This window comes from Paenarthrobacter sp. NPDC091711 (assembly GCF_044756605.1).
GTDB lineage: Bacteria > Actinomycetota > Actinomycetes > Actinomycetales > Micrococcaceae > Arthrobacter.
In genome coordinates this window covers 154376-180505 of the sequence record NZ_JBIVTF010000006.1, presented here as the reverse complement: position 1 = coordinate 180505, position 26130 = coordinate 154376, and the positions used below count along the sequence as shown (strand labels likewise).

Annotated in this window: 25 protein-coding genes; 20 read left to right on the top strand and 5 right to left on the bottom strand. The window is 62.2% G+C overall.

All coding sequences use genetic code 11. The annotated features are described in order from the left end of the window. The first annotated feature begins 6 nt into the window (after positions 1 to 6). From murF to dnaE, 16 genes are all read left to right on the top strand, one after another. On the top strand, positions 7 to 1497 hold the full coding sequence (gene murF / locus ACIQH5_RS11920) for a UDP-N-acetylmuramoyl-tripeptide--D-alanyl-D-alanine ligase (RefSeq protein ID WP_400403396.1): 1491 nt from the start codon (positions 7 to 9) through the stop codon (positions 1495 to 1497). Further along, positions 1494 to 2603 (top strand): phospho-N-acetylmuramoyl-pentapeptide-transferase, encoded by a 1110-nt coding sequence (mraY, locus tag ACIQH5_RS11915; protein WP_024820469.1) that lies wholly within the window; start codon positions 1494 to 1496, stop codon positions 2601 to 2603. Before murF ends, mraY begins: the two co-directional genes overlap by 4 nt. Further along, positions 2585 to 4174 (top strand): UDP-N-acetylmuramoyl-L-alanine--D-glutamate ligase, encoded by a 1590-nt coding sequence (murD, locus tag ACIQH5_RS11910; protein ID WP_400403393.1) that lies wholly within the window; start codon positions 2585 to 2587, stop codon positions 4172 to 4174. Before mraY ends, murD begins: the two co-directional genes overlap by 19 nt. Positions 4175 to 4176: 2 nt before the next feature. After that, entirely contained in the window at positions 4177 to 5478 is a 1302-nt protein-coding gene (ftsW, locus tag ACIQH5_RS11905) for a putative lipid II flippase FtsW (protein ID WP_400403390.1), read from the top strand. Between the two features lie 6 nt (positions 5479 to 5484). Beyond that, positions 5485 to 6603: an undecaprenyldiphospho-muramoylpentapeptide beta-N-acetylglucosaminyltransferase gene (murG, locus tag ACIQH5_RS11900; RefSeq protein ID WP_400403387.1), complete on the top strand. Its 1119-nt coding sequence runs from the start codon at positions 5485 to 5487 to the stop codon at positions 6601 to 6603. After that, positions 6600 to 7970, top strand: a complete 1371-nt coding sequence (gene murC, locus ACIQH5_RS11895) for a UDP-N-acetylmuramate--L-alanine ligase (RefSeq protein ID WP_400403385.1) — start codon at positions 6600 to 6602, stop codon at positions 7968 to 7970. The genes murG and murC overlap by 4 nt, the downstream gene beginning before the upstream one ends. Then, positions 7963 to 8874: an FtsQ-type POTRA domain-containing protein gene (locus ACIQH5_RS11890; RefSeq protein WP_400403382.1), complete on the top strand. Its 912-nt coding sequence runs from the start codon at positions 7963 to 7965 to the stop codon at positions 8872 to 8874. The genes murC and ACIQH5_RS11890 overlap by 8 nt, the downstream gene beginning before the upstream one ends. Before the next feature lie 216 nt (positions 8875 to 9090). After that, positions 9091 to 10311, top strand: a complete 1221-nt coding sequence (gene ftsZ / locus ACIQH5_RS11885; protein ID WP_024820475.1) for a cell division protein FtsZ — start codon at positions 9091 to 9093, stop codon at positions 10309 to 10311. A 25-nt stretch (positions 10312 to 10336) separates the two neighbouring features. Continuing rightward, a complete protein-coding gene (locus tag ACIQH5_RS11880) occupies positions 10337 to 11110 on the top strand; it encodes a polyphenol oxidase family protein (protein ID WP_400403379.1) in 774 nt (257 codons plus the stop codon). After that, the gene (locus ACIQH5_RS11875; RefSeq protein ID WP_400403377.1) at positions 11103 to 11861 is read left to right on the top strand and encodes a YggS family pyridoxal phosphate-dependent enzyme; all 759 of its coding nucleotides are present in this window, start codon (positions 11103 to 11105) and stop codon (positions 11859 to 11861) included. The genes ACIQH5_RS11880 and ACIQH5_RS11875 overlap by 8 nt, the downstream gene beginning before the upstream one ends. An 85-nt stretch (positions 11862 to 11946) precedes the next feature. Further along, positions 11947 to 12483 carry a cell division protein SepF gene (locus ACIQH5_RS11870; RefSeq protein ID WP_400403374.1) on the top strand — a complete coding sequence of 179 codons (537 nt, stop codon included), beginning with the start codon at positions 11947 to 11949 and terminating at the stop codon, positions 12481 to 12483. A gap of 106 nt (positions 12484 to 12589) precedes the next feature. Then, the gene (locus tag ACIQH5_RS11865) at positions 12590 to 12877 is read left to right on the top strand and encodes a YggT family protein (protein WP_400403372.1); all 288 of its coding nucleotides are present in this window, start codon (positions 12590 to 12592) and stop codon (positions 12875 to 12877) included. A 156-nt stretch (positions 12878 to 13033) separates the two neighbouring features. Continuing rightward, a complete protein-coding gene (locus ACIQH5_RS11860; protein WP_400403370.1) occupies positions 13034 to 13732 on the top strand; it encodes a DivIVA domain-containing protein in 699 nt (232 codons plus the stop codon). Between the two features lie 113 nt (positions 13733 to 13845). Further along, positions 13846 to 14454 (top strand): signal peptidase II, encoded by a 609-nt coding sequence (gene lspA, locus ACIQH5_RS11855; protein WP_400403367.1) that lies wholly within the window; start codon positions 13846 to 13848, stop codon positions 14452 to 14454. Beyond that, positions 14447 to 15373 carry an RluA family pseudouridine synthase gene (locus ACIQH5_RS11850; RefSeq protein WP_400403365.1) on the top strand — a complete coding sequence of 309 codons (927 nt, stop codon included), beginning with the start codon at positions 14447 to 14449 and terminating at the stop codon, positions 15371 to 15373. Before lspA ends, ACIQH5_RS11850 begins: the two co-directional genes overlap by 8 nt. A 57-nt stretch (positions 15374 to 15430) precedes the next feature. Further along, entirely contained in the window at positions 15431 to 18988 is a 3558-nt protein-coding gene (dnaE, locus tag ACIQH5_RS11845; protein ID WP_400403363.1) for a DNA polymerase III subunit alpha, read from the top strand. 21 nt (positions 18989 to 19009) lie between these two features. Here the strand turns inward: dnaE and ACIQH5_RS11840 are convergent, their stop codons facing one another. Then, positions 19010 to 19510, bottom strand: coding sequence for a flavin reductase family protein (locus ACIQH5_RS11840; protein WP_400403360.1), 501 nt, complete (start codon positions 19508 to 19510; stop codon positions 19010 to 19012). A gap of 111 nt (positions 19511 to 19621) precedes the next feature. Between ACIQH5_RS11840 and ACIQH5_RS11835 the strand changes: the two genes are divergently transcribed. The 3 genes from ACIQH5_RS11835 to nrdR all read left to right on the top strand — a co-directional run bounded on the left by ACIQH5_RS11835 (position 19622) and on the right by nrdR (position 22200). Next, entirely contained in the window at positions 19622 to 20155 is a 534-nt protein-coding gene (locus ACIQH5_RS11835) for a hypothetical protein (protein WP_400403357.1), read from the top strand. 4 nt (positions 20156 to 20159) lie between these two features. Continuing rightward, on the top strand, positions 20160 to 21533 hold the full coding sequence (gene hisD / locus ACIQH5_RS11830) for a histidinol dehydrogenase (RefSeq protein WP_400403354.1): 1374 nt from the start codon (positions 20160 to 20162) through the stop codon (positions 21531 to 21533). Between the two features lie 166 nt (positions 21534 to 21699). Continuing rightward, on the top strand, positions 21700 to 22200 hold the full coding sequence (nrdR, locus tag ACIQH5_RS11825) for a transcriptional regulator NrdR (protein ID WP_400403351.1): 501 nt from the start codon (positions 21700 to 21702) through the stop codon (positions 22198 to 22200). A 61-nt stretch (positions 22201 to 22261) separates the two neighbouring features. On the opposite strand, the gene ACIQH5_RS11820 is transcribed toward nrdR, so the two are convergent. From ACIQH5_RS11820 to map, 3 genes are all read right to left on the bottom strand, one after another. Then, positions 22262 to 23041 carry an SDR family oxidoreductase gene (locus ACIQH5_RS11820; RefSeq protein WP_400403348.1) on the bottom strand — a complete coding sequence of 260 codons (780 nt, stop codon included), beginning with the start codon at positions 23039 to 23041 and terminating at the stop codon, positions 22262 to 22264. 7 nt (positions 23042 to 23048) lie between these two features. Beyond that, on the bottom strand, positions 23049 to 23852 hold the full coding sequence (ppgK, locus tag ACIQH5_RS11815; protein WP_400403527.1) for a polyphosphate--glucose phosphotransferase: 804 nt from the start codon (positions 23850 to 23852) through the stop codon (positions 23049 to 23051). A gap of 72 nt (positions 23853 to 23924) precedes the next feature. Next, the gene (gene map / locus ACIQH5_RS11810; RefSeq protein WP_400403346.1) at positions 23925 to 24803 is read right to left on the bottom strand and encodes a type I methionyl aminopeptidase; all 879 of its coding nucleotides are present in this window, start codon (positions 24801 to 24803) and stop codon (positions 23925 to 23927) included. Between the two features lie 107 nt (positions 24804 to 24910). Here map and ACIQH5_RS11805 point away from each other — a divergent pair, with 107 nt between their 5' ends. Continuing rightward, a complete protein-coding gene (locus ACIQH5_RS11805) occupies positions 24911 to 25075 on the top strand; it encodes an SPOR domain-containing protein (RefSeq protein WP_011774435.1) in 165 nt (54 codons plus the stop codon). Positions 25076 to 25114: 39 nt separating this feature from the next. On the opposite strand, the gene panB is transcribed toward ACIQH5_RS11805, so the two are convergent. Then, positions 25115 to 26020, bottom strand: coding sequence for a 3-methyl-2-oxobutanoate hydroxymethyltransferase (gene panB, locus ACIQH5_RS11800; protein ID WP_400403343.1), 906 nt, complete (start codon positions 26018 to 26020; stop codon positions 25115 to 25117). Between the last annotated feature and the right edge of the window lie 110 nt (positions 26021 to 26130).

Here is a 26130-nt window from a genome sequence, read left to right as displayed (position 1 = left end):
ACCGAGATGATTGCACTTACTGCGGCGGAGATCGCCGACATCACCCATGGCCGATTGACCGGAGATCCGGACGTCGTGCCCACTTCCGTCGTCACTGATTCCCGGGAAGCGACGCCGGGATCGTTGTATGTGGCCAAGCCCGGCGAGCACGCCGATGGGCATGACTTCGTAGATGCCGCTTTCGAACGCGGTGCCGTTATGGTCCTCGCCGAACGCGAAGTGACCGACGCCGACGGCCGCCCCTATCCCGCCGTCGTGGTTGAGGACGCTGTCCTGGCCATGGGGGCGCTGGCAGCGGAGTCCGTGAGCCGCATCCGTGCTGAGCGCAAAAGCCGTGGCGAGGACTTCACCGTCATCGGCATTACCGGTTCCGCGGGAAAAACCACCACCAAGGACCTCCTTGCCGGTGTGCTCTCCACGGCCGGTGCCACGGTGGCACCCCAGGGCTCCTACAACGGCGAGGTGGGCGTCCCGCTGACGGTCTTTGCCGCCGACGCTGGCACCCGCTTCCTGGTGATCGAGATGGGTGCAACAGGTCTGGGCCACATCAAGTACTTGGCTGAGATGGTCAAGCCGGATATCGGCGTGGTCCTGGTGGTTGGCACTGCCCACGCCGGTGAATTTGGTGGTGTGGAGAACATCGCCAAGACCAAAGGCGAACTGGTGGAAGCCTTGAGCGAGCACGGCACGGCCGTGATCAACCTCGATGACGGCCGGGTTGCTGCCATGCGCACCCGGACCAAGGCCAAGGTGCTGGGGTTCACGGCTTCGCCGGCCACCACTGAAGAAGTGGAAGCACGCAACGTTGTGGTCAATGGGCAAGGGTTCCCGGACTTCGATCTTGTACTGCCCGACGGCGGCCCGTCCGTTGAGGTGCGCAGCCGCCTGATCGGTGGCCACCACGTCACCAATCTTTTGGCAGCAGCCGCCGCCGCGTTCGCCGCAGGCATCCCGGCCGCTGACATTGCGTCCTCGCTCAGTTCCCAGTCCGCAGCCAGCCGCTGGCGGATGGAGCGCACTGAACGTGAAGACGGCGTCACCATCATCAACGACGCCTACAACGCCAACCCCGAATCCATGCGGGCTGCCTTGCGAACGCTGGCCGACCTGGGACAAGGCAGAAGGACCTGGGCCGTTCTGGGAGCCATGCTTGAGCTCGGTGAGGACTCCATCCGTGAGCACACCGCAGTGGGCACCCAGGTGGTTCGCCTGAACATTTCCAGGCTGGTGGTGGTGGGACGTGCAGCCCGTGCGCTCTACGTCTCAGCCATCCAGGAAGGATCCTGGGGTGACGAGTGTTCCTTCACCGAGACAGTGGAAGAAGCGTACGAGCTGCTTCAACGTGAGCTGGAACCCGGAGACCTGGTGCTCTTCAAGTCCTCCAACGGTGTGGGCCTACGGCATTTGGGTGATCGGATAGCATTACCTCCACGGGCCGAGCCCACCGGAGAAAACGCGGATGAAGCTGCCGCAAGCGAAGGGAACGAGCTGCTGTGATTGCACTTTTGATCGGCGCTGGCGTCGCCCTTCTGGTGGCCCTGATCGGGACACCCCTGTTTATCAAGTTCCTCGTAGCCAAGAGCTACGGACAATTCATTCGGGACGACGGACCGACGTCGCACCACACCAAGCGCGGCACGCCCACCATGGGCGGAACCGTGGTGGTGGCTGCCGTGCTGATCAGTTACTTCGTGACGCACCTGATCATGTGGATGATGAATCCGGCCTCTGCCGGCCCGTCCGCATCCGGGCTGTTGCTGCTGTTCCTCATGGTGGGTATGGGTTTTGTTGGTTTCCTTGATGACTTCATCAAAATCTCCAACAAACGCAGCCTTGGCCTGAACGCACGCGCCAAACTGATCCTGCAGGCGGCTGTGGGCATCATCTTTGCGGTGCTGGTCCTTCAGTTCCCCAACGAGGACGGCCTGCGCCCCGCTTCAACCCAGATCTCCCTGGTCCGCGACATCCCATGGCTGGACCTCGCTTTTGGCGGAACAGTAGTGGGCGCCATCTTGTTTGTGCTGTGGTCAAACCTGATCATCACCGCTGCCACCAACGGCGTGAACCTGACCGACGGCCTTGACGGGTTGGCTGCCGGAGCGTCCATCATGGTCTTCGGCGCGTACACCATCATGGGGATCTGGCAGAGCAACCAGGCCTGCGGGTCACCCCGGGAAGCCGGCAGCGGGTGCTATCAGGTCCGCGACCCCATGGACCTTGCCATGCTGGCCGCGATACTCAGTGCGGCGTTGGTGGGATTCCTGTGGTGGAATACCTCACCTGCCAAGATCTTCATGGGGGACACCGGTTCCTTGGCCATTGGTGGTGCCGTTGCGGCGTTCGCCATCCTGTCACGTACCGAACTCCTGCTGGCGTTCATTGGTGGTCTCTTTGTCCTCATCACCCTGTCCGTCATCATTCAAGTGGGCTTCTTCAAGCTCAGTGGCGGAAAGCGCGTCTTCAAGATGGCCCCGCTGCAACACCACTTTGAATTGAAGGGGTGGGCGGAAGTCACGGTGGTGGTCCGGTTCTGGATTCTCGCCGGGCTCTTCGTGGCTGCTGGCCTTGGGATTTTCTATGCTGAATGGGTGGTGCTGCTGTGAACGAAAGCCCGGAGATGTCGCCGTCGAACGCCGACAGGCTTGAGACACTCACAAGCTGGGATGCTGACTGGGCCGGTCTGCGCGTTGTGGTGACCGGCATCGGTGTGTCCGGCTTCGCGGCCGCAGACACCCTCATCGAACTCGGTGCAAAGGTGGTGGTGGTTGACGCCGCCACCAGCGCCAAGGCCGAAGCCCAGGCGGACACCCTCAAGATTGTTGGTGCCGTGGACGTGCTGCTGGGGGAGGAGGCCGTGACGGCCCTTCCGTTGATTGAGGAAAGTTTGCCGGACCTCGTGGTGACATCGCCCGGTTGGCGCCCCGACCAAGCACTGCTTGCCGCTGCGAAGCGAAAGCACATCCCCGTCTGGGGCGACGTTGAGCTCGCGTGGCGTCTCAGGGAGCGCTCCGGCCGCAAGACCGCGGACTGGCTGACGATTACCGGGACCAACGGCAAGACCACCACGGTGGGCATGGCCGAATCCATGCTCCAGGCAGCTGGGCTCAAGGCGATCGCCGTCGGAAACGTCGGCACCCCTATTCTCGACGCTCTCCGGGACCCGGTGGACTACGATGCCTTCGCTGTTGAACTCTCCAGCTTCCAGCTGCATTGGAGCCACTCGTTGTCTCCTGTTGCAAGCGTCTGCCTGAACGTCGCCGAGGACCATGTTGACTGGCATGGCTCCTACGCGTCCTACCTTGCGGACAAAGCCAAGGTGTATGAGAACACCCAAAAGGCGGCGATCTACAACGCCGAACAGATCGAAACTGAACGAATGGTGGAGAACGCCGACGTCGTTGAGGGGTGCCGGGCCATCGGCTTCACCACCAACTCGCCCGCCATCAGCATGGTGGGCGTGGTGGATGGCCTGCTTGTTGACCGCGCGTTCATTGCCGAGCGCAAAGACTCCGCGGCGGAACTCGCCGCCATGTCCGATCTTGGTCCCGTGGCCCCACGCCACATGGTGGCCAACGCCCTCGCGGCAGCGGCCCTGGTCCGTGCCTACGGAGTCGAGGCGGCAGCCGTGAAACAGGGCCTGGCCAACTACCTGCCAGGCGCCCACCGCATCCAGCTGGTGGCCAACAACAATGACGTCTTGTGGATCAACGACTCGAAGGCAACCAACCCGCACGCGGCCTCCGCCGCCCTCTCAGCTTTTCAGCGGGTGGTATGGATTGCCGGCGGTCTGTCCAAGGGTGTCAACTATGACGACCTCGTCAAAGAGCACGCGCCCCGGCTCAAAGCCGTGGTGCTCATTGGTACTGATACCGAGGCATTGGAGGGGGCCCTCCAGCGACACGCACCCGATGTCCCCGTTATCACGCCATCCAAGAGCGACACTGAAGGAGTGCAGACCGCAGCCGGAGACGCCGCTTCGCCGATCTATGGTGAGACCGTCATGTCCCGGGCCGTGGCATCGGCGGCCGGAGTGGCAACGCCCGGCGATACCGTGCTGATGGCACCGGCGGCTGCTTCCATGGATCAGTTCTCTTCCTACGCTCACCGTGGCGACGCTTTCGTCCTGGCAGTTCGCGAGCTTGTGGAAGGGCAGGCACCGACCACCGAGGAGTAACAATGGTCAGCACGCCCACCCGCACCCGCGGCAAAGAACCCCGGGACGGGAAGTCCAAAGCTGCATCTGTTGACGGGAGCCGCCCCAAAAGGCTCCGCGGACATTTGCGCGGCTTTTGGGAGAGCCTTGAAGGCAAGAGCAAAGCACCCAACAGCTCCACGTACTACCTGATCCTCGGCTGTGCCCTGGCCTTGACGGCCATCGGGATCATGATGGTGTTGTCCGCTTCAAGTGTCGAAGCCATTTCCGAGGGCAAGTCGCCGTACGCTGATGCCCTCAAGCAGGCGCTCTTCGGCGTCGTTGGACTCATCGCCATGTACGTCATCTCGCGGACCAACGTTAACTGGATGAAGAAACTGTCCTGGTGGGCGCTCGGCGCTGTGATTGTCCTTCTGGCCTTGGTCCAGGTCATGGGCAACACCGTCAACGGCAACAAGAACTGGATCGACATCGGAGGCATCACCCTCCAGCCCTCGGAGATGGCCAAGCTGATCCTCTGCGTGTGGATCGCTGCCGTTCTGGCGCGGAAGCAGAAACTGCTTCACCGCTGGATGCACGTCATCATTCCAGTGGTTCCCGGTGCCGGGCTCGTCATTGCCTTGGTGATGTTGGGCAACGACCTCGGAACAGTCATCGTCATCGCGGCGATCACCGCTGCCGGGCTGTACTTCGCAGGCGTTCCCGGCCGCATGCTGGCTATTGCCGGCGCGGTGGGTGCGCTTGGCGCTGTCCTGGGTACCATCAGCAGCCAAAACCGGATCTGCCGCATTACCTCGTGGTTGGGGACCGCCTCCACGCAGTGCACCGAGCAGTTTGACTTCGATTTCCAATCCACCAATGGCATGTATGGCCTGGCGCAAGGCAGCTGGACCGGACTGGGCCTGGGCCAAAGCCGGCAGAAATACAACTGGCTGCCGGAGGCGCACAACGACTTTATCTTCGCCATTATTGGCGAGGAACTCGGCCTGGTGGGAACCATCGTGGTGCTGGTCCTGTTCGCGATCCTTGGCATCGCCATCTTCCGCGTCGTTGTGAGGCAGACCGACCCGTTCCAGCGCACACTCGCTGGTGGCATCATGGTGTGGCTGCTCGGCCAGGCAAGCATGAACATGGCCGTGGTGACCCAGCTCCTTCCCGTGGTGGGCGTGCCTCTTCCTTTCATCTCCTATGGTGGATCCGCGCTGATCATGTCCCTCTGCGGTGTGGGCGTAGTGTTGTCTTTGGCCCGAGGCCAACTGCCGGCCCAACAGCGTTCAGGATTCTTCCCGCGCCTCATGTCCAAGACCGCACGAAAGCGTACCTAGCACTTCATGACTTCTGACTCCACCACCGTGCCCAAGCCTTTGTCCGTCGTCCTTGCCGGCGGTGGAACTGCCGGCCACGTCAGCCCACTTTTGGCTATCGCCGATGCCATCAAGGACCGACGACCGGACGCCGCCATCCTGGCTGTGGGGACGCCGTCGGGCATGGAAACCCGGCTCGTTCCCGCGGCCGGCTACGAGCTCGCCACCATCGACCGCGTTCCCTTTCCGCGGCGCCCGTCGGCCGACCTCGTCAAGCTGCCTGCCCGGTTGAGCGGCGCGGTGCGGCAGGCCCGGCGAATCCTGGAAGAGTCCCGCGCCGATGTTTTGGTTGGCGTGGGCGGCTACGTCTGCACACCCATGTACCTCGCCGCACGGAAACTTCGGATTCCCATCGTCATCCACGAAGCCAACATGAAAGCCGGCCTGGCCAATCGGGTGGGCGCGCGGTTCACCAACCACGTTGCCGTGGCATTTGCCGGGACCCGCTTGCGGGGTGCACGCCACGTGGGCATGCCCATGCGGCGGGCTATCTCGCAATTGGACAGGACCGTAGCTGCGCCTGCGGCAAAGGCCTCCTTGGGGCTGGATGCCAACCGCCCGGCTCTGATCGTCACAGGCGGCTCCTCAGGGGCGTTGAGCATCAACCGGGCCATCACTGCCGCGCTCCCGGCACTGGCGGCTGCAGGCATTGAGACCCTTCACATCACAGGCAAGGGCAAAGCGGTCAAAGACGACGACGGCGGCCTTCTCGCCGCTGACGGCTACCGGCAGGTTGAGTATGTGGACGGCATGGAGAACGTCTATGCCGCTGCCGACGTCATCCTTGCCCGTGCCGGGGCCGGAACTGTCAGCGAGGTAGCGGCTGTGGGTCTTCCGGCCGTATTTGTGCCCTTGCCCATTGGAAATGGGGAGCAGGCGCTGAACGCAGCCCCCTTGGTTGCCGCGGGTGGAGCGCTGATGGTCAGTGACCAAGACCTCAGCCCGGAATGGCTCCAGAGAGAATTGATCCCGTTGCTGACGGACCGCAGCAGACTCAAGGACATGGCCGGGAAATCCGAAGCCCTTGGTATCAGAAACGCCGATCAGCGAATGGCTGATCTTGTCTTGGAAGCGGTATCCGCATGACCAACAACATCGCCCCGATCGAGTCCCTCGGACGTGTCCACTTCATCGGAATCGGCGGAGTGGGAATGTCCGCGGTGGCGCGCATCATGGTGTCGCGCGGCGTCCCGGTCAGCGGAACCGATGTCAAGGACCTTCCGGTGATGCGCGACCTCTCCTCTGCAGGTGCGCGCATTGCGGTGGGCTACGACGCCGGAAACCTGGGCGATGCACAGACCGTCGTGGCCGGTTCAGCCATCCGTGCAGACAACCCGGAGCTGGTGGCGGCGCGTGAGGCCGGCCTGCCTGTACTGCACCGCTCCGAAGCCCTGGCCGCCACAATGGCCGGCCACCGGGTCGTCACCGTAGCCGGTACCCACGGAAAGTCCACCACCACCTCCATGGTGGCTGTCCTCCTGAAGGAAGCCGGCCTGGATCCCTCCTTCGCCATTGGCGCTAATGTTCCGGCCCTTGGCGTCAACGCAGCTCACGGAGGATCTGACATCTTCGTGGCAGAAGCCGATGAATCGGACGGATCATTCCTGAACTACCGTCCGCTGATTGCCGTGGTCACCAACGTCGAAGCCGATCACTTGGATCACTACGGGACGCCGGAAGCCGTCTTCTCTTCCTTCGATGCCTTCGCCGCGCTCCTGCCTGCCAACGGCGTTCTGCTGGCATGCGCCGACGACGCCGGGGCCAGGGCCCTCGCGGAGCGCACAGCGTCCACTGGGACAACGCGCGTGTTGACGTACGGAACCGCAGCCGACGCGGACGTCCAGCTTCACGACGGCGGCCCAGGCGACGTTTCAGTTGCCTTTGGCGGAGACGTCCACAGGCTTGAACTGCAGGTACCCGGACGGCACAACGCCTTGAACGCGGCAGCCGCGTTCGCAGTCGCCGTCGAACTCGGCGTGGAACCCGGCGCCGCCGCGGACGCACTGGGCCACTTCACGGGTGCGTCACGGCGCTTTGAGCTCAAGGGCCAGGGGAGGGGAGTGCGGGTCTATGACGACTACGCCCACCATCCCACGGAGGTCCGCGCAGCCCTGTCGGCAGCACGCTCCGTAGCCGCAGGCAACAAGGTGCACGTCCTCTTCCAGCCGCATCTGTTTTCGCGGACCCGTGAGTTCGCTCAGGAGTTCGCTGCCGCATTGGATCTGGCGGACACCGCTTTGGTCCTGGATATTTATCCTGCCCGCGAGGATCCCATCCCCGGGGTCACAAGTACTCTCATAACGGATCATCTGGTGAACGGCCGGCTCGTAGCAGCTGATGAAGCCGTGGACGCCGTGGCGGCCGTTGCCAGCGAAGGCGACGTCGTCCTGACGGTCGGAGCCGGCGACGTCACTGCCTACGGGCCGGTCATCGTGGCGGCGTTGGATGGCTAGCACCCGCAGGCCCACCTTCAAACCCGGCACGGGCCCGCGCCAAAGCAAGCCCGGCCGTCCCGGAGGTGACTCAGGGGAGGTCATCAGCGCTCAACGCTCCGTTGAGCCGGAAGCGGACACCTCGGTGACCAGTGCTGCGAAGGTGACCGGTGCCGCGAAGGCGGGCAAGGCGTCCCCGGCGGGCAACGTCATTGCGTTTCCCGAGCCCAAAAACCGCCGTCAGCGACGACTCGTTCTCTGGACGCTTTCAGTGGTGGCTGTGGTGGTAGGGGCCCTGATTGCAGGGGCTGTCTTTTCGCCGGTGCTGGCAGTGCGCACCATCACCGTGGACGGCACATCGTTAGTCACCCCGGATGCGGTGCGGACTGCTCTCGCCGGTCTCGAAGGCAAGCCGTTGCCGCAAGTCACCGAGCAGGAAATCAACGAACTCCTGAAACCCCTTGTCCAGGTCCGTTCGGCCACCATGGAAGCGCGGCCGCCGTCTGAGTTGCTGGTGCATGTGGATGAGCGCGTCCCGGTGGCACTGCTAAAGCAGGGGGACAGCTACGTCATGGTGGATGTGGACGGCGTGCAACTCGGCGCAACCCAGGATTTGGCCGCTGTGGCACTACCCTTGATAGACGCGGGAGTCGGGACTACCAACACGGAGTTGTTTAAGGCAATTGCTGCTGTTCTGGACACCCTGCCCGCGGATATCCTGGCAAGGATGTCCACCGCTTCCGCAGCATCACCGGACGCCGTTGAGCTGAAGCTGGTAGATGGAAAGACGGTAGTGTGGGGCAATGCCGATGACAGGGAGCTGAAGGCGAAGGCACTTGAAGCGTTGCTGAGGATGCCGCCGGACCCGAAGGTCCCGGTCAGTGTCTACGACGTCAGTGTGCCAAGGCATCCCTTCACAAAATAGGCAGTTTGGAGAACGTAACCTGCGGCTGGCGGTGGCCTTATTTCGCGGCAATCACACGACACGCGCAAGCGGAGATTGCATGTGGGAACCAGAGGAAATACCGTCGCAGTAGAGTTACTTGACATAACTATAACCTTCAACTAGAGGGTTAAGGTCCAAGGATTCAAGTTGGACTCGATCAGTTTCGCTATAGGACACAAGCAAGGGGCACGAAACGTGGCAGCACCGCAGAATTACTTGGCCGTCATCAAGGTCGTCGGCATCGGCGGCGGTGGCGTGAACGCAGTCAACCGTATGATCGAGGTCGGCCTTCGGGGCGTCGAGTTCATCGCCATCAACACCGACGCGCAGGCGCTGCTCATGAGCGACGCCGACGTCAAGCTCGATGTCGGGCGTGAGCTCACCCGCGGCCTCGGCGCAGGAGCAAACCCCGAGGTCGGCAAGCAGGCAGCAGAAGACCACGCCGACGAGATCGAAGAAGTTCTCCGCGGTGCTGACATGGTCTTCGTCACGGCAGGCGAGGGTGGTGGCACCGGAACCGGTGGTGCTCCCGTGGTCGCGCGCATCGCCCGCTCCTTGGGTGCGCTGACCATTGGCGTCGTCACCCGTCCGTTTACGTTCGAAGGCCGACGTCGCGCAGGCTCCGCCGAGGCCGGCATTGACGCCCTCCGCGACGAAGTCGACACCCTGATCGTCATCCCCAACGATCGCCTCCTGTCCATCAGCGACCGCAATGTCTCTGTCCTGGACGCCTTCCGTTCCGCGGACCAGGTCCTCCTGTCCGGTGTCCAGGGCATCACTGACCTCATCACCACCCCGGGTCTGATCAACCTGGACTTCGCTGACGTCAAGTCAGTCATGCAGGGCGCAGGATCGGCCCTGATGGGTATTGGTTCCGCCCGTGGTGAAGACCGTGCCGTCAAGGCTGCGGAACTCGCTATCGCCTCCCCGCTCCTGGAGGCTTCCATTGACGGTGCCCACGGTGTCCTGCTGTCCATCCAAGGCGGCTCCGATCTCGGTCTCTTCGAAATCAACGAGGCCGCGCGCCTTGTTCAGGAAGTGGCCCACCCGGAAGCGAACATCATCTTCGGTGCAGTCATTGACGACGCCTTGGGAGACGAAGCACGCGTGACGGTTATCGCTGCAGGCTTTGATGACGTCAAGGCAACCTCGCCTTCCATGGATCAGTCCCGTCCGGCCCAGAACCCGGTGCCGTCGGAAAGGCCTGCTGCTCCGAGCAGTGCGCCGTCCAACGCTGCAGCCCCGCAGCACGCCACGGCAGGAATCGGTGCTGCAGGCCTGAGCAACTGGGGCCAGCAGCGTCCCTCGGCTCTGCCGGCAGACTCTGGCTTCGACGTCGACCTCCCCGCAGTGGTTGAGCCGGACCTTTCGGGCAGCCGCTCCGATGATCTCGATGTTCCTGACTTCTTGAAGTAAGCCGCGTTCGGAGAGTCAGTACCAGGTGTTTTGGTGGCGAAATGAAGTACGGCCCGGCGTTTCTGTAGCCTTCACGGATACAGGCGCCGGGAACCTGGCTCTCCACGTGCAGGACGACCCCTTGGAAGTGATGGCTCGTCGAGCCCGGTTGGAACAGGCTGTTGGCCTGGGCGGCGACGAGGGGTCACGGCAGTTCCAGTACATGGACCAGGTCCATGGAAATCACGTTGAGTTCGTTGAAGCCCACGGTCCTGGGCCGACGGCCGATGCCTTGGTCTCCGCTGCTCCGGCGCCATCCGTGGCTTCCGAACCTCTGGCAACTTCTCCGCGCCCCGCATTCTCAGGGCGATCAGCACAGCCTCTGGCCGTCATGGTGGCTGACTGTGTTCCGGTTCTGCTTGTTGGTACCGGCTCGGGTAACAGCCCCGTCCTGGCTGCTGCCCATGCCGGACGTCCCGGCGTCGCTTCAGCGGTGGTGCCCGCGACCGTCGCGGAGATGCGACGTCGGGGAGCTGTGGATATCAGCGCTTGGTTGGGGCCCTCCATTTGTGGATCCTGCTATGAAGTCCCGGAACAGCTGCGTGCTGAAGTGGCAGCAAAGTATCCCGAAACCTGGTCTTCCACCTCGTGGGGAACGCCTGCCCTGGATTTGCCGGCGGGTGTTCGTGCCCAGTTGGCCGCATTGGATGTCCCCGTGGAGTATTCGGGGGACTGCACCCTTGAGAACGACTCCCTATTTTCCTACCGGCGGGACTCCCTGACCGGTCGATTCGCAGGTTTGGTGTGGACGCATGACTAGCTTTGAAGATGGCGACGAACAGCGGGAAGACTCAGTTGGTGACCCCCGCGCCGCTGAGCTGGCTGAGCGGCTGGGGTTGGTGCGGAAAAGGATCGAGTTGGCCACGCGCGCTGCAGCTCGGAGTGATCTGCCGACATTGATGGTGGTGACCAAATTCCATCCCGCGGCCGACGTCCGCCGACTGGCAACCCTTGGCGTTCGGGATGTCGGTGAGAACCGTGACCAGGAAGCAGCCGCCAAAAGTGCTGAACTCTCAGAGGTTGACGTCCGCTGGCATTTCATTGGCCAGCTTCAGAGCAATAAGGCAAAGTCCGTGGTCAAGTACGCAGCTTCGGTCCAGTCCGTTGACCGTCCGCAGCTTGTTGAAGCTTTGGCCAAGGCCGTCGCCCGGGAGAAGGATGCCACCGGCCGTAGCGATCTTGACTGTTTCATCCAGGTGAGCTTGGACCACGACGCCGGTGCGCACCGAGGTGGCGCCAGCCCCTCGGATGTTGAGCTGCTGGGGGAAAAAATAGAGTCAGCGGAGGGCCTCGTGTTGTCCGGTCTGATGGCCGTTGCGCCTTTGGGGGCTGATCCGGACGCTGCGTTTGAGCGGCTGGCGGAGATTTCCGAGGCGCTCCGGGCCGTTCATCCTGCCGCAGTGGGGATTTCCGCCGGAATGAGCCAGGACCTGGAAGCAGCCGTGAGGTTCGGGGCGACACACCTGAGAATTGGCTCCGATATTCTCGGTTCCCGTCCAGCCGTGGGGTAGCGTCAAAGTATTGGAATGACGGGCCGGGGTTCCAATATGTCAAGTCATGGCGGCCCGCCTACTGCAGAAATGATAGGAGTGCACCATGGCTGGCGCTCTGCGCAAGACAATGATCTATCTTGGGCTCGCCGACGGCGATGAACACTACGAATCTGAGCAGTCCGTCCCCACGCACCACGATGAAGAACGCCCCCAGGCACAGGAACGGGAAGAGCGCCGCGCGCCTGCTCCCGTCCGGGAAGTTGTCCGTGAAATGCCCACTGTAGATGCCGAAGAGGAATACCGCGCACCCGTGACACCCATCAAGCGTGCGGCGTCCAGCCGCGAAGATGCCTCGGGCCTGAGGCAGATCACCACCGTTCACCCGCGTTCTTACAACGATGCCAAGGTCATCGGTGAGAGCTTCAGGGATGGCATTCCGGTCATCATGAATGTCACTGACATGGGCGAATCCGATGCCAAGCGACTTGTGGACTTCTCGGCCGGCCTCGTGTTTGGCCTGCATGGCAGCATCGAGAGGGTGACCAACAAAGTCTTCCTGTTGTCGCCGTCGTACGTTGAGGTCATCGGAGATGACAAGAAGGCCAGCGAAACGCAGGCCAGCTTCTTCAACCAGAGCTGACAATAGTTTTTTGCGGATGCCAGGCGGGTCAACCCGCCTGGCATCTGTGTTGCAATAGTAAGGACCGATCGGCATTCCGGAACAAGTGGGAGATCTGAGCTAACTCGTGGGCATTGTTTTCGGCCTTATATATATTGTGTTGTTGCTGTTCTTCATTGCCCTGATCATCCGACTCATCTTTGAGTGGGTCCAGATGTTCGCCCGCCAGTGGCGGCCCAGGGGTGTGGCGTTGGTTACAGCCCATGTGGTCTACTCCGTTACTGATCCTCCACTGAGCAGGCTCAGGAAGCTGATACCACCCCTTCAGTTGGGCGGAATATCCCTGGATCTGGGGTTCTTGATCCTGATTATTGCCGTCAGCATTGCCATGGCAGTGACCAACAACCTGGCGTAGCTGCTCCGCGGAACCCGGGCCACCGATGGTCCATAGGCCGCAAATTCTCCAAATCAACACGATGGTGTTGAATTGGAGGAACAAGATGATATTTAGGTACCGTAGTTTTGAACGGCCGGAAGGCCTACTGACTAACTAGACCAACGAGGTGACCAGATGGCTTTGACGCCAGAAGACGTTGTCAACAAGCGCTTTCAGCCGACCAAGTTCCGCGAAGGCTACGACCAGGACGAGGTTGATGACTTCCTCGACGAGATCGTGGTGGAACTTCGCCGCTTGAACCAGGAGAACGACGAACTTCGCAAGAAGCTCGGCGAGGCCGGTTCGGCCGTTCCCGCTGCAACTGCTGCGGCTCCGGTCGTCGAGAAGGTTCCGGCCCCGGTCAAGGTCGACAAGGAAGCTGAGGCGAAGGCCGAAGCCGAAGCCAAGGCCGCAGAAGCAGCCAAGAAGAAGGAAGCCGAGCAGACAGCAGCCGCTGCTGCAGCTCCCAAGGCGCCCGCTGCAAGCAACAGCGTCACCCCTTCCGCTGAGTCCGCTGCCGGCCTGCTGGCCATGGCACAGCAGATGCACGACAAGCACGTTTCCGACGGCGCGCAGCAGAAGGAAAAGATCATTGCCGAGGCTCAGATCGAGGCTTCCAGCCTCGTCAACGACGCCCAGGAGAAGTCCCGCAAGATCCTTGGTGCCCTCGAGCAGCAGCGCTCCGTTCTTGAACGGAAGGTTGAGCAGCTCCGCGGCTTCGAGCGCGACTATCGTTCACGCCTGAAGGCCTACATCGAAGGTCAGCTCCGCGACCTCGACGCCCGTGGTTCCGTTGCTGCCCCTGAGGTTGGCGAAGCAACCGCTGACGTTTAGCAAGTATTCTGAAAGCCGGTGGCTGAGGACTCCTCGGCCACCGGCTTTCGCTGTTAAAGACTGACAGCGTCAAAAGCTGACAGCAGCCCGCACGCTTCCCGAATGAAAGCACTATGACCGACGACTTCACCGCTGACGCCACACAGGCGACGCCTGCCGAGCGCCGTAAGTTGCGTCCTGCCATGCTCTGGCTCTTCGCCGGCTTTGCCGTGTTCGCCTACGTTTTTGACCAGCTCACCAAACTCTGGGTGACCAGCACCATGACGGAGGGTGAGCGGATCCCCGTGCTGCCTCCGCTGCTGCACTGGTACTACATCCGTAATTCCGGGGCGGCGTTTTCCATTGGGGAGAACGTCACATGGATCTTCACGATCGTCATGGCCGCCGTCTCGGTCGCTATCCTCTTTCAGCTGCGGAAGTTGGGCTCGGCCTGGTGGGCACTGTCCCTCGGACTGCTTCTTGGCGGTGCACTGGGCAACTTAACCGACCGCTTGTTCCGTGAGCCGTCCTTCGCCATGGGCCACGTGGTGGACTTCATTCAGTTGCCGAACTTCGCCATCTTCAACATCGCAGACTCGGCGGTGGTGTCCGGCGTCGTCATTATCTGCCTCTTGACACTGCGGGGGATTGGCATGGATGGAACGCGCCACGTGGCTGCCCCCAAGCCAGCCAAAGACGCCAAACCTGCCGGCGGCACCACCGGGGAGCCCGCTGGTGAGTAAATCCGTAGTGATTCCCGAAGAGCTCGCCGGGTTACGTGTTGATGCCGGCCTCGCGCAGCTTCTGGATATTTCCCGGTCCGCAGCGGCGCTGCTGATTTCCGAGGGAAACGTCACCAGCGGCGGTGTTGCGCTGGGTAAATCGGCCAAGCTCGTCGCAGGCGCATTGCTTGATGTCACGGTTCCTGAGCGGCCGGATCCCCTGGAAATCGTGGAGGAAGTTGTGGAAGGCCTGAAGATCCTGCTGGACGACGAGGAATTCGTTGTCATCGACAAACCCGTGGGGGTCGCAGCCCACCCTTCGCCCGGCTGGGTTGGGCCCACAGTAGTGGGTGGCTTAGCCGGTGCCGGGTTCAGGATTTCAACGTCAGGGGCGCCCGAGCGTGCAGGGATCGTTCACAGGCTTGATGTGGGGACGTCCGGTGTCATGGTGGTGGCCAAGACCGAGCATGCATACACGGTGCTGAAGAAGGCGTTCAAAGAACGCACTGTGGACAAGGTGTACCACGCAGTTGTTCAGGGGCTGCCCGATCCCCTCCAGGGGACTATTGATGCCCCGATCGGACGCCATCCGGGCCACGACTGGCGCTTCGCTGTGATCGAGGACGGCCGGCCCTCAGTGACCCACTACGAGGTCCTGGAAGCATTCGGCAAGGCAACACTGGTGGAAGTGCATCTGGAGACCGGCCGCACCCACCAGATCCGCGTCCATTTTTCAGCGTTGCGTCACCCCTGCGCCGGCGACCTGACCTATGGGGCGGATCCGCGCCTCGCAGCAACCCTGGGGCTCACGCGCCAGTGGCTGCACGCCCGCCAGCTCGGTTTCACCCACCCCCGCACGGGGGAGTGGGTGGAAGTCAGCAGCGAATACCCCGCAGATCTCCAGTACGCCCTGGATCTGCTGGCAAGCGGTTCTGCATAGACTGCCATCCCGTCCCGGTTCCGCATTGTGTCGGACCCGGGACGGTAGACTGTCGTGGTGACTTCCAGCAATGATTCGTTCGTCCATCTGCACACCCATACCGAATACTCCATGCTGGATGGAGCTGCCCGGCTCGGCGAGCTGTTTGATGAAACCGAACGGTTGGGCATGCCCGCCCTGGCCACGACGGACCACGGATATCTGTTCGGTGCGTTCGACTTCTGGCGCAAAGCCACAGACAAGGGCATCAAGCCGATCATCGGCGTCGAAGCCTACGTAACCCCCGGTACTGCCCGCGGTGACAAGGAACGCGTGCGCTGGGGCGACGAAAGCCAGCGCAAGGACGACGTCTCCGGTGGTGGCTCCTACACCCACATGACGCTCCTGAGCTACAACAACGTGGGCATGCGGAACCTCTTCAGGGCCTCGTCCATTGCTTCCTTGGACTCTGTCTTTGGTAAATGGCCGCGGTTGGACCGGGAGCTCCTCAACACCTACTCCGAAGGTCTGATCGCCACCACGGGTTGCCCTTCAGGGGAAGTCCAGACCAAACTTCGGCTCGGCCTCTACCGCGAGGCTGTGGAGGCCGCAGCAGAGTTCCGCGACATTTTTGGGGCAGAGAACTACTTCTGCGAACTGATGGATCACGGCCTGGACATCGAACGGCGCGTGACCGGCGACCTCCTGCGCTTGGCCAAGGAGCTCAACCTACCGCTGGTGGCCACCAATGACCTCCACTACACGCATGAGCACGATGCCAAGGCCCACGAAGCGCTGTTGGCAATCCAGTCGGGTTCAACGCTCCTGGAACCGACGTACGACAATGGCGGTTCCCGCTTCGCGTTCTCCGGCAGCGGCTACTACCTGAAGTCACCGCAGGAGATGCGTGAGCTGTTCCGTGATCACCCGGAAGCCTGCGACAACACGCTGCTCATCGCCGAGCGCTGCGAAGTTTCCTTCAACACCGGTGCCAACTACATGCCGCGTTTCCCTTGTCCTCCCGGGGAAGACGAGACGTCCTGGCTGGTCAAGGAAGTGGATACCGGCCTGCAGTACCGCTATCCCCAAGGCATTCCTGACAAAGTCCGGAAACAGGCGGATTATGAGCTCGGCGTCATCACGTCCATGGGGTTCCCCGGGTACTTCCTGGTGGTTGCCGACTTCATCAACTGGGCCAAGAATAATGGCATCCGCGTAGGTCCCGGACGTGGTTCAGGTGCAGGTTCCATGGTGGCCTATGCCATGCGCATCACCGATCTTGACCCGCTGCAGCACGGCCTGATCTTTGAACGCTTCCTCAACCCGGACCGCGTTTCCATGCCTGACTTCGACGTCGACTTCGATGATCGCCGCCGCTCCGAGGTGATCGACTACGTCACCAAGAAGTACGGCGATGAGCGTGTGGCCATGATCGTCACGTACGGAACGATCAAGACCAAGCAGGCGCTCAAGGACTCCTCCCGCGTGCTGGGCTACCCGTTCAGCATGGGTGAGACGCTCACCAAGGCGCTTCCGCCCGCCGTCATGGCCAAAGACATTCCGCTGGCCGACATCCAGAACAAGGAATCCAAGCGGTACAGCGAAGCAGGGGATTTCCGCCAGCTGATCGCCACGGATCCCGAGGCCGCCAAGGTCTTCGAGACCGCGTTGGGCATCGAGGGCCTGAAGCGCCAGTGGGGTGTTCACGCTGCCGGTGTCATCATGTCCTCGGACCCCATCATCGATGTCATCCCCATCATGCGCCGTTTCCAAGACGGCCAGGTCATCACCCAGTTCGATTACCCGACGTCTGAAGGCCTCGGCCTGATCAAGATGGACTTCCTGGGCCTCCGAAACCTCACGATCATTTCGGATGCCCTGGAAAACATCAAGATGAACCGGGGCGTTGACCTCGATCTTGAAAACCTGGAACTCGACGACGCATCCTCCTACGAGCTTCTGGCCCGCGGTGACACTTTGGGCGTGTTCCAGCTTGACGGTGGACCCATGCGGTCCTTGCTCAAGCTCATGAAGCCTGACAACTTCGAAGACATCTCAGCAGTTCTTGCGCTCTACCGGCCCGGACCCATGGGCGCCAACGCCCACACCGACTACGCGCTGCGCAAGAACGGGATCCAGGAAGTCATTCCCATCCACCCGGAGTTGGAAGAACCGCTCAAGGAAATCCTTGGCGGGACCTTCGGCCTGATCGTGTATCAGGAGCAGGTCATGGCCGTTGCCCAGAAGCTGGCCGGCTACTCGCTTGGCCAAGCAGACATTCTCCGCCGCGCCATGGGTAAGAAGAAGAAGTCCGAGCTGGACAAACAGTTCGCCGGTTTCTCCCAAGGCATGCAGGACAACGGCTACTCCATGGCCGCCGTCAAGACACTCTGGGACATCCTGCTCCCGTTCTCCGACTACGCCTTCAACAAGGCACACTCGGCAGCGTACGGCGTTATCTCCTACTGGACGGCCTACCTGAAGGCGCACTACGCGCCGGAGTACATGGCTGCACTGCTCACGTCCGTGGGTGATGATAAGGACAAGTCCGCCATCTACCTCAATGAGTGCCGTCGTATGGGCATCACCGTTCTGCCGCCGGATGTCAACGAGTCCTCGTTGAACTTCACTCCTGTGGGCACGGACATCCGCTTCGGCATGGGTGCCATCCGCAACGTGGGCGTCAACGTGGTGGATGCCATGGTGGCCGCCCGCACTTCAGAGGGCAAGTACACGTCCTTCAAGGACTTCCTCCTGAAGGTGCCGGCCGTGGTGTGTAACAAGCGCACCATCGAATCGCTGATCAAAGCCGGAGCGTTTGATTCGCTGGGCCACCACCGGCGTGCTTTGGCGATGATCCACGAAGAAGCCATTGATTCGGTGATCACGCTCAAGCGCAACGAAGCGATTGGCCAGTTCGATCTTTTCGCGGGCTTTGAAGACCAGGAGCCCGAAGCGTCGCTGACCACCGAGATCCCTGACCTGCCCGAGTGGGAGAAGAAAGACAAGCTGTCCTTCGAAAGGGACATGCTGGGACTTTACGTTTCGGATCACCCCCTGCAGGGGTTGGAGGGCGTCCTCAGCCAGCACGCGGAACAGTCCATTACGTCGATCATCGCCGAGGATGGACCGCACGACGGCGCCATTGTCACCATTGCCGGCATGATCACCTCGCTGAGCCGCAGGATCGCCAAAGCCAGCGGCAACGCGTACGCCCGGGCCGAAATCGAAGACCTCGGCGCTTCCATGGAGGTCATGTTCTTCGGCCAGGTGTACGGGCCCATCGCCTCGGTCCTGGCGGAGGATTTGATCGTCGTGGTCAAGGGGCGGCTGCAGCGCCGCGATGACGGTGCGGTCACCCTCAACTGCATGGAGCTTTCCGTGCCGGACCTCAGCGAAAGCGTGAATGGTCCCGTGGTGATCACCATTCCCACGTTCAAGGCCACCGAAGCGGTAGTAACGGACCTGCGTGACGTGCTGCGCACCCACCGCGGGAACTCCGAAGTCCGGCTCAAGCTTATGGGCGATACCAAGGTGGAAGTCATGGGGCTGCCCGTCCATATGCGGGTCAACCCGAGTCCATCGCTCTTCGGCGACCTGAAGGTGCTGTTGGGTCCGGCCTGCCTGGATAACTAGGCAGGTGGCCTGCGTGCCCGGTCAGATCTCGTAGTCGAGCGGAGCAGGCTTGCTGTAGCCGCCGCTGTGGTAAAGCAGGGGAGTGCCGTCATCGCCGACCTGCCCGTCAACAACCTCCACCACCACTACTGCGTTGTTCTCGAAGGACAGGCGCATCTGGATCCTGCCCACGAGCCAGCCGCTGACGTCTTTGAGGATGGGGACGTCGTGGGGGCCCGGTTCCCAGTGGTCGCCGTCGAACCGGTCGCGCGTCCGTGCGAAGCGATTGGCCAGGGCCTGGTTCTCCAGCCCCAGCATGTGGACTCCGATGTACTCCGCGTTGGCCACCGCCGGCCAGGAACTGGAGCTCCTGGCCATATTGAAGGTGAAGCGGGGTGGCTCCGCGGACAGGGAGGCCACGGAGGTGGCGGTGAAACCAAACGGGCTTCCGTTGAGGTTCGCCGTGATGATCGCCACGCCAGCCGCATGCCGACGGAACATCTCCCTGAAAGTCTGATCGAAGCCGGATGGTTCGCTTGACACGTGGGTATTCTCCTGAATTGTGGCGGTACATCTCACCTTCAGGGTATTCCTCCCATACTGCGAGACCCACATTTTGTTGAGTAGGCGTGAACCTTTGTTAATGTGTGTTGCATGACCGAGCCAATAATGCACGCCTCCGCCGTTGCAGAACCGATATCCATCGTGAAGCCGCGGAGGTCCAAGGACGTTCTTTGGCTGGTCCTTCCGGCTGCTTTGGGCGTGGTGGCCGGGGTGATCTGGTGGCTGCTTGCTCCGGGCGGGCTGAACCTGGTGTCCGGCAATCCGGACCTGGCGAATGCGGCCAACCCTGATTCCTGGCTTCCGCGAGACCTGGTCCTTGGAGCTTTGATGTTGCTGGCAGGCTGCCTCACCGGTGTCATGCTTGACGGCAAGCTGCAGGGTGAGGGATCCGGTCGACGTTTGGCCTTTGCCCTTGTTGGCGGCGCCTTGGGGGCTCTTATCGCGTGGCTGGTGGGTTTGCTTACCGCCCAGGTACTGGGTCCAGCCCCGGATCCGGCTCTTGGCCCCGGGTTTGGTTTTACTCTTCGCTCTTACGCCGTGCTGGTTCTGTGGCCCGCTGCGATTGCCTTTATCACGTTCGTCCTGGCCCTGTTCGGGGTTCTGTCAAAGAAGCCCGTAAAATAGCCGGGTGACCACTTCCTCGGATACTTCTGCCCCCTCCACTGACGCCCTTAACTTCCGGAGCATCGATTTCCGGGGCCGCCACCTCTCCTTGGCGGAGCTGCGTGCTGCCGTGCCCAGGGCGCAGCATCAGACCATGGCAGACGCGGAGCAGAAGGTCCTGGACATCATCTCCGAGGTCCGTAGCCGGGGCTTTGCCGCCCTGGGCGAACTGGCAAAGAAATTCGACGGCGTGGAACAGTCCCACCCCCGGGTCCCGGCGGAGGCGCTCACCAAGGCCTTGGCCGAGCTTGATCCCCAGGTACGGGCCGCCTTGGAGGAGTCCATTAAGCGTGCCCGGCAGTTTGCTGACCAGCAGCGCCCTGCCAACGTTGATGTCCAACTTGGTGCCGGCGCTGTTGTGAGCCAGAACTGGATCCCGGTGGGGCGCGTCGGACTCTACGTCCCAGGTGGACTCGCGCCCCTGGCGTCATCGGTCATCATGAACGTCGTCCCTGCGGTTGCTGCCGGCGTCGAATCCATAGCGCTGGCCTCCCCGCCGCAGAAAGACTTCGATGGCCTTCCGCACCCCACCATTCTTGCCGCCGCGAAGCTCCTGGGCATCGATGAGGTGTACGCCATTGGTGGTGCCCAGGCAATTGTTTCGTTTGCCTACGGCATCCCGGGAAGCGGAGATGAACTGCCGCTTGAGCCTGTTGACGTGGTCACGGGCCCCGGGAATATCTTCGTCGCCACGGCCAAGCGGCTGGTCAAGGGTGTAGTGGGCATTGACTCGGAGGCCGGGACGACGGAGATCGCCATCCTCGCCGACGCCACTGCACAGGCTCCGTTGGTGGCCGCGGATCTCATCAGCCAGGCCGAGCATGATCCCAAAGCAGCCTCCGTCCTGGTGACGGACTCCGCAGAGCTGGCTGACGCCGTCGTGCTTGAACTGGCACGGCAAGCCGGTGCCACCAAGCACAGTGCCCGCGTCCTTGAGGCGCTCTCCGGACCGCAGTCCGGTGTGGTGCTGGTGGATGATCTCGAGCAGGGCATCGCGGTCTGCAACGCGTACGCCGCTGAGCACCTGGAAATCATGACGACGGACGCAGCCGCCGTGGCGTCGCGGATCCGTAACGCCGGGGCGATTTTCGTGGGCGATTACTCTCCGGTGAGCTTGGGCGACTACTGCGCCGGGTCCAACCACGTACTGCCCACCAGCGGGACGGCTGCTTTCTCATCGGGGCTCAATGTCACCACCTTCCTCCGGGCAGTCCAGGTCATCAATTATGACCGCGCCGCTTTGGAGCAGGTCAGCGGTCATATCGAGAGCCTGTCCGGTGCTGAAGACCTCCCTGGCCACGGTGACGCTGTCCGGATCCGCTTCGCTCAGGAGCTTTAACCACTACATATAAGGGTGCCTACTACTACATGTAGTAATTACACGCTTGTCATTACAGGACGGCTGACCGTAAACTGGTGCCGGAAGTGAATCTTCCGGCACCTTTTGCGTATCCGGCGTCCTGCCGCATTCGATTCCGTGCCGGAGCTGTCAGGGGAGGCCCAGCGTGTATTGTCCGTTCTGCCGGAATCCCGACTCCCGCGTCGTCGACAGCCGTATGGCTGACGATGGCTCCTCCATCCGCCGCCGCCGTCAATGCCCGGAATGCGGACGCCGCTTCACCACCGTTGAGACCACCAGCTTGTCCGTCATCAAAAGGTCGGGCGTCGGTGAACCGTTCAGCCGGATCAAAGTCATCAGCGGAGTCCGCAAGGCCTGCCAGGGACGTCCCGTCACCGAAGACGACCTCGCCATGCTGGCCCAGGAAGTCGAGGAGAACATTCGTTCCTCCGGGGCAGCGGAAATCGATGCCCACGAGGTGGGCCTGGCCATTCTGGGCCCGTTGAGAAAGCTCGATGAAGTGGCGTACCTTCGCTTTGCGAGTGTCTACCAGGCGTTCGAGTCTTTGGAGGACTTCGAGTCAGCCATCTCGCTGCTCCGTCATGAGGCAGAAGAGGCCAAGGCAGGCGCCAAAGAAGCCACAGGTTCAGAAAAGAGCCAACTCTAGCTCCGGTGGCGGCAGCGGAGGGGAAGCCGCAGCCGCCACCGGCACCATGTCCGGTCTGGCGTCATCGTCCGCCGGACACGGGGAGCACTGCTCCCGTAATGTAACCGGCTGCGTCAGACATCAGCCACATCACTGCAGCTGCCACCTCTTCCGGTTCAGCTCCACGTCCCATGGGAATAGTTGGGTTCAGTCGCTCCACCCGGTCCGGCATTCCCGCCGCTGCATGAAGACCGGTGTTGGTGCTTCCCGGGGCAACGGCGTTGACACGGATACCTTGTTTGGCCACTTCTGCTGCCAGACCCACCGTCAGGACGTCAACGGCGCCCTTGGTGGCCGCGTAGTGGACCCAGGTGCCGGGGGAGCCGGCCTTGGTGGCTGTGGAGGAGATGTTGACGATGGATCCGCCGCTGCCGCCGTTGTCTGTAGAGAGTCTCCGGACGGCTTCCTGGCACATGAAAATCATGCCGGCAACATTGACGTCAACAACCCGCTGGACCGTCACGGCCGGTACGTCCACCAGGGTACCGATCAGGTTCCCGGTGATCGCGGCGTTGTTGATGACGGCCGTTACGGGGCCCAAGGCGGCAGCTTGGTCGAACAGACGCACGACGTCGGCGGGCTGGCTGACGTCTGCCTGCACGGGAAGTGCCCGGCGGCCATGGGCAAGAATGTCCCGGACCACCGCCTCTGCGCCTTCGCTGTCTGCTGAGTAATTGACCACGACGTCATAGCCGGCTGCCGCCGCGGCCTTTGCCACGGCGGCACCGATCCCGCGGCTGGCGCCGGTGACGATCGCGACTCCCGGTGCGTTGCGCCGGGCAGTGGTCCGTTCGTCGGCCATGCCGCGGCTACTTCGCGAGTTTGTGGTGCAATGCGACCTCAAGCGCGGCGCCCACGATCCCGGCGTCGTTCTTCAACTTTGCCGTGACTATTTTGGTCCGCAATTGAAGGTGCGGGAAGTACTCGTCGGAGCGCTTCGAAATGCCGCCGCCCACAATGAAGAGTTCCGGGGAAAACAGGAACTCAACGTGCTGGAGGTAGCGGTTCAACAGGACGCCGTACTCGTCCCAGCTCAGGCCATCGCGTTCGCGGGCAACGGCTGAGGCCTTGGTCTCGGCATCATGTCCGTCCACCTCGAGGTGGCCGAGCTCGGCATTGGGGACCAACTGACCGTTGAAGATGAAGGCCGAGCCGATCCCGGTACCCAAGGTGATCACCAGGACAGTGCCGTCCACACCTTCGCCGGCGCCGTAGCGGGCTTCGGCGAGACCTGCCGCGTCGGCGTCGTTAATGACCTCAACGGGGCGGCCGAGGCGCTTGGTGAAAGTGGCATCGATGTCGGTGTTCAGCCAGGTCTTGTCCACGTTGGCCGCCGAGTTGACCACACCGTGCTGGATGATGCCGGGAAAGGTCACACCCACAGGCGTGTCCGCTGCCGGAGCGTCGGGACGGCTGGAGAGTTCCTCAACGATTTGGGCAACTACCTCGGCCACAGCCTCCGGAGTGGCGGGTTGCGGAGTGGGGACGCGGAAGCGATCGCCAATCAGCTTGCCCTTCTTCAGGTCGACAATGCCGCCCTTGATGCCGGTGCCGCCGATGTCGATACCGATCAACGGGGCGTTCTTGTGGGTCTTCTCATCCTTCTTGGACAATGCATTTCCGATCATGGCAGGAGGGGATGGGCATGGCACAGCCGCCCGGGCTGCGGGGACCTTCCGGAGAGCTCAGGGAAGGGTAAGGATTTCCGCACCGGTCTCGGTGACCAGCAGGGTGTGCTCGAATTGGGCCGTGCGTTTGTGGTCCTTGGTGACAACTGTCCAGTCGTCGGACCACATCTCCCATTCGATGGTGCCGAGGGTCAGCATGGGTTCGATGGTGAACACCATGCCTGCCTCGATCACTGTGTTGTACGCCGGGGCTGCGTCGTAATGCGGAATGATGAGGCCGGTGTGGAAGGCCTCACCCACGCCGTGGCCGGTGAAATCCCTTACTACGCCGTAGCCGAAGCGTTTGGCATAGGACTGGATTGCTCGGCCGATTACGTTGATTTCGCGGCCAGGGGCCACGGCCTTGATGGCCCGGTTGAGCGACTCCTGCGTACGCTCAACCAGCAAACGGGATTCTTCATCCACGTCGCCAACCAGGAAAGTGTAATTAGTATCCCCATGCACTCCGTTGATGAAGGCGGTGATGTCAATGTTCAGGATGTCGCCATCCTGGACCACGGTGGAGTCGGGGATGCCGTGGCAAATGACTTCATTGAGTGAGGAACACAGCGATTTGGGGAACCCTCGGTATCCGAGCGTGGAGGGGTAAGCCTGGTGATCCAGAAGAAACTCGTGTCCAACTCTGTCCAGCTGGTCCGTGGTGACGCCGGGCTGGATATGCTTGCCTACCTCGACGATCGCTTGCGCGGCAATTTTTCCCGCAATCCGGATCTTCTCGATGGTCTCGGAAGACTTCACTTCGGAGCCGGTGAACTTGGCGGGCGCCTTCTTGCCTACATACTCCGGCCTCGGAATGGACGCCGGGACGGGTCGTTCAGGGCTGATGGTTCCCGGGGTGAGGGCGCCAATGGGTGCAGTCGAAGCAAGAGAAGGCATAGATTGATCATATAAGGCACACAAGAGACGCAAGTAACAAAGCGTGGCCGGGTTCCTGTGACCCCGCCAACGTTACGCGTCAAAGGGCCCCGGATGGAGGAGGAGACGTGACGGAGTACTGGTACAACGTCAAAACGCACGAGATCGAAGAGGACGCAATGTCCGATTGGACGCAGCTGATTGGCCCCTATAAAACCAGGGAAGAAGCCGAGCACGCCTTGGAGAAGGTCAAAGCACGCAATGACGCTTGGGACGCCCAGGACGACGACTAGCCGCCCGGGTGACGGGCCCGGGCGACTGGAAGGCTGAGACTAGAAGGAGTGCTCGGGTCCGGGGAACTGTCCGGACCGGACATCCTCCCCGTAGGCGGCGGCTGCGTCACTCAAGGTGGTGCGGAGATCCGCGTATTGCTTGACGAATTTTGCCATTTTGCCGCCGCGCAATCCTGCCATGTCCTGCCATACGAGTACCTGTCCTGTGGTGCTCTTGCCAGCGCCGATGCCGACGGTGGGCACCCGCAGGGCGGCATCGACTGCGGCCGCGGTCTCGGCAGGCACCATTTCCATGAGGACACTGAAAGCGCCCGCGTCCTGCAGGGCGACTGCATCTTCCACGAGCCGCTGGGCGTCATCGCCACGACCCTGGACGCGGTATCCGCCGAGGGAATGTTCGCTTTGGGGGGTGAATCCGATGTGTGCCATGACGGGGATTCCTGCTTGGACCATGGCCTTGACGGTGTCGGCGTAGTAAGCGGTTCCCTCAATTTTGACGGCGTGCGCCAGTCCTTCCTTGAGGAACCGGACGCCGGTGGCGACAGCCTGGCCCGGGGAAACTTCGTAGCTGCCGAACGGCAGGTCCGCCACCACCAACGCGCGCTTGGCAGACCTGCTCACTGCCCGCGTCAAGGGCAGGAGCTCGTCCACCGTGACGGGAAGGCTCGTCTCATTGCCGAACACGTTGTTGGAAGCGGAGTCGCCCACCAGCAGGACTTCGATTCCGGCCTGATCAAAGATCTCGGCGGTGTACTGCTCATAAGCCGTCAGCATTGCAAAGTGCTCGCCGTTGTCCTTGGCTTGCTGGAGGTGGTGTATCCGGACCCGGCTGACAGGCTTCCTGCCGGCCGCCGACGGCGCAGGGGCAGCAGCTGCCGGGCCCGTGCCGTAAGGTGCGGGGACTTCGGCGGGCGTGGTGGACTCAGGAAGGTTGCTTGGGGCCATGGATAGAGCCTAAGCGGTGCCGACGACGGCTGCCACCAGTGTGCCCGGCGTCACCTTTTGTAAACGCTGTGTTACGCGCAGCTACTGCTGCGGCATTAGCACGGAACTCT

What these genes read in the sequence shown, in the direction of transcription:
- panB (WP_400403343.1), bottom strand. Translation starts at nt 26,020, where the DNA reads ATGGCCCCAAGCAACCTTCCTGAGTCCACCACGCCCGCCGAAGTCCCC.
- murC (WP_400403385.1), top strand. Translation starts at nt 6,600, where the DNA reads ATGACCAACAACATCGCCCCGATCGAGTCCCTCGGACGTGTCCACTTC.
- ACIQH5_RS11875 (WP_400403377.1), top strand. Translation starts at nt 11,103, where the DNA reads ATGACTAGCTTTGAAGATGGCGACGAACAGCGGGAAGACTCAGTTGGT.
- murG (WP_400403387.1), top strand. Translation starts at nt 5,485, where the DNA reads ATGACTTCTGACTCCACCACCGTGCCCAAGCCTTTGTCCGTCGTCCTT.
- map (WP_400403346.1), bottom strand. Translation starts at nt 24,803, where the DNA reads ATGCCTTCTCTTGCTTCGACTGCACCCATTGGCGCCCTCACCCCGGGA.
- murF (WP_400403396.1), top strand. Translation starts at nt 7, where the DNA reads ATGATTGCACTTACTGCGGCGGAGATCGCCGACATCACCCATGGCCGA.
- ACIQH5_RS11860 (WP_400403370.1), top strand. Translation starts at nt 13,034, where the DNA reads ATGGCTTTGACGCCAGAAGACGTTGTCAACAAGCGCTTTCAGCCGACC.
- lspA (WP_400403367.1), top strand. Translation starts at nt 13,846, where the DNA reads ATGACCGACGACTTCACCGCTGACGCCACACAGGCGACGCCTGCCGAG.
- ACIQH5_RS11870 (WP_400403374.1), top strand. Translation starts at nt 11,947, where the DNA reads ATGGCTGGCGCTCTGCGCAAGACAATGATCTATCTTGGGCTCGCCGAC.
- murD (WP_400403393.1), top strand. Translation starts at nt 2,585, where the DNA reads ATGGGTGGTGCTGCTGTGAACGAAAGCCCGGAGATGTCGCCGTCGAAC.
- ACIQH5_RS11820 (WP_400403348.1), bottom strand. Translation starts at nt 23,041, where the DNA reads ATGGCCGACGAACGGACCACTGCCCGGCGCAACGCACCGGGAGTCGCG.
- ACIQH5_RS11835 (WP_400403357.1), top strand. Translation starts at nt 19,622, where the DNA reads ATGACCGAGCCAATAATGCACGCCTCCGCCGTTGCAGAACCGATATCC.
- ftsW (WP_400403390.1), top strand. Translation starts at nt 4,177, where the DNA reads ATGGTCAGCACGCCCACCCGCACCCGCGGCAAAGAACCCCGGGACGGG.
- ACIQH5_RS11890 (WP_400403382.1), top strand. Translation starts at nt 7,963, where the DNA reads ATGGCTAGCACCCGCAGGCCCACCTTCAAACCCGGCACGGGCCCGCGC.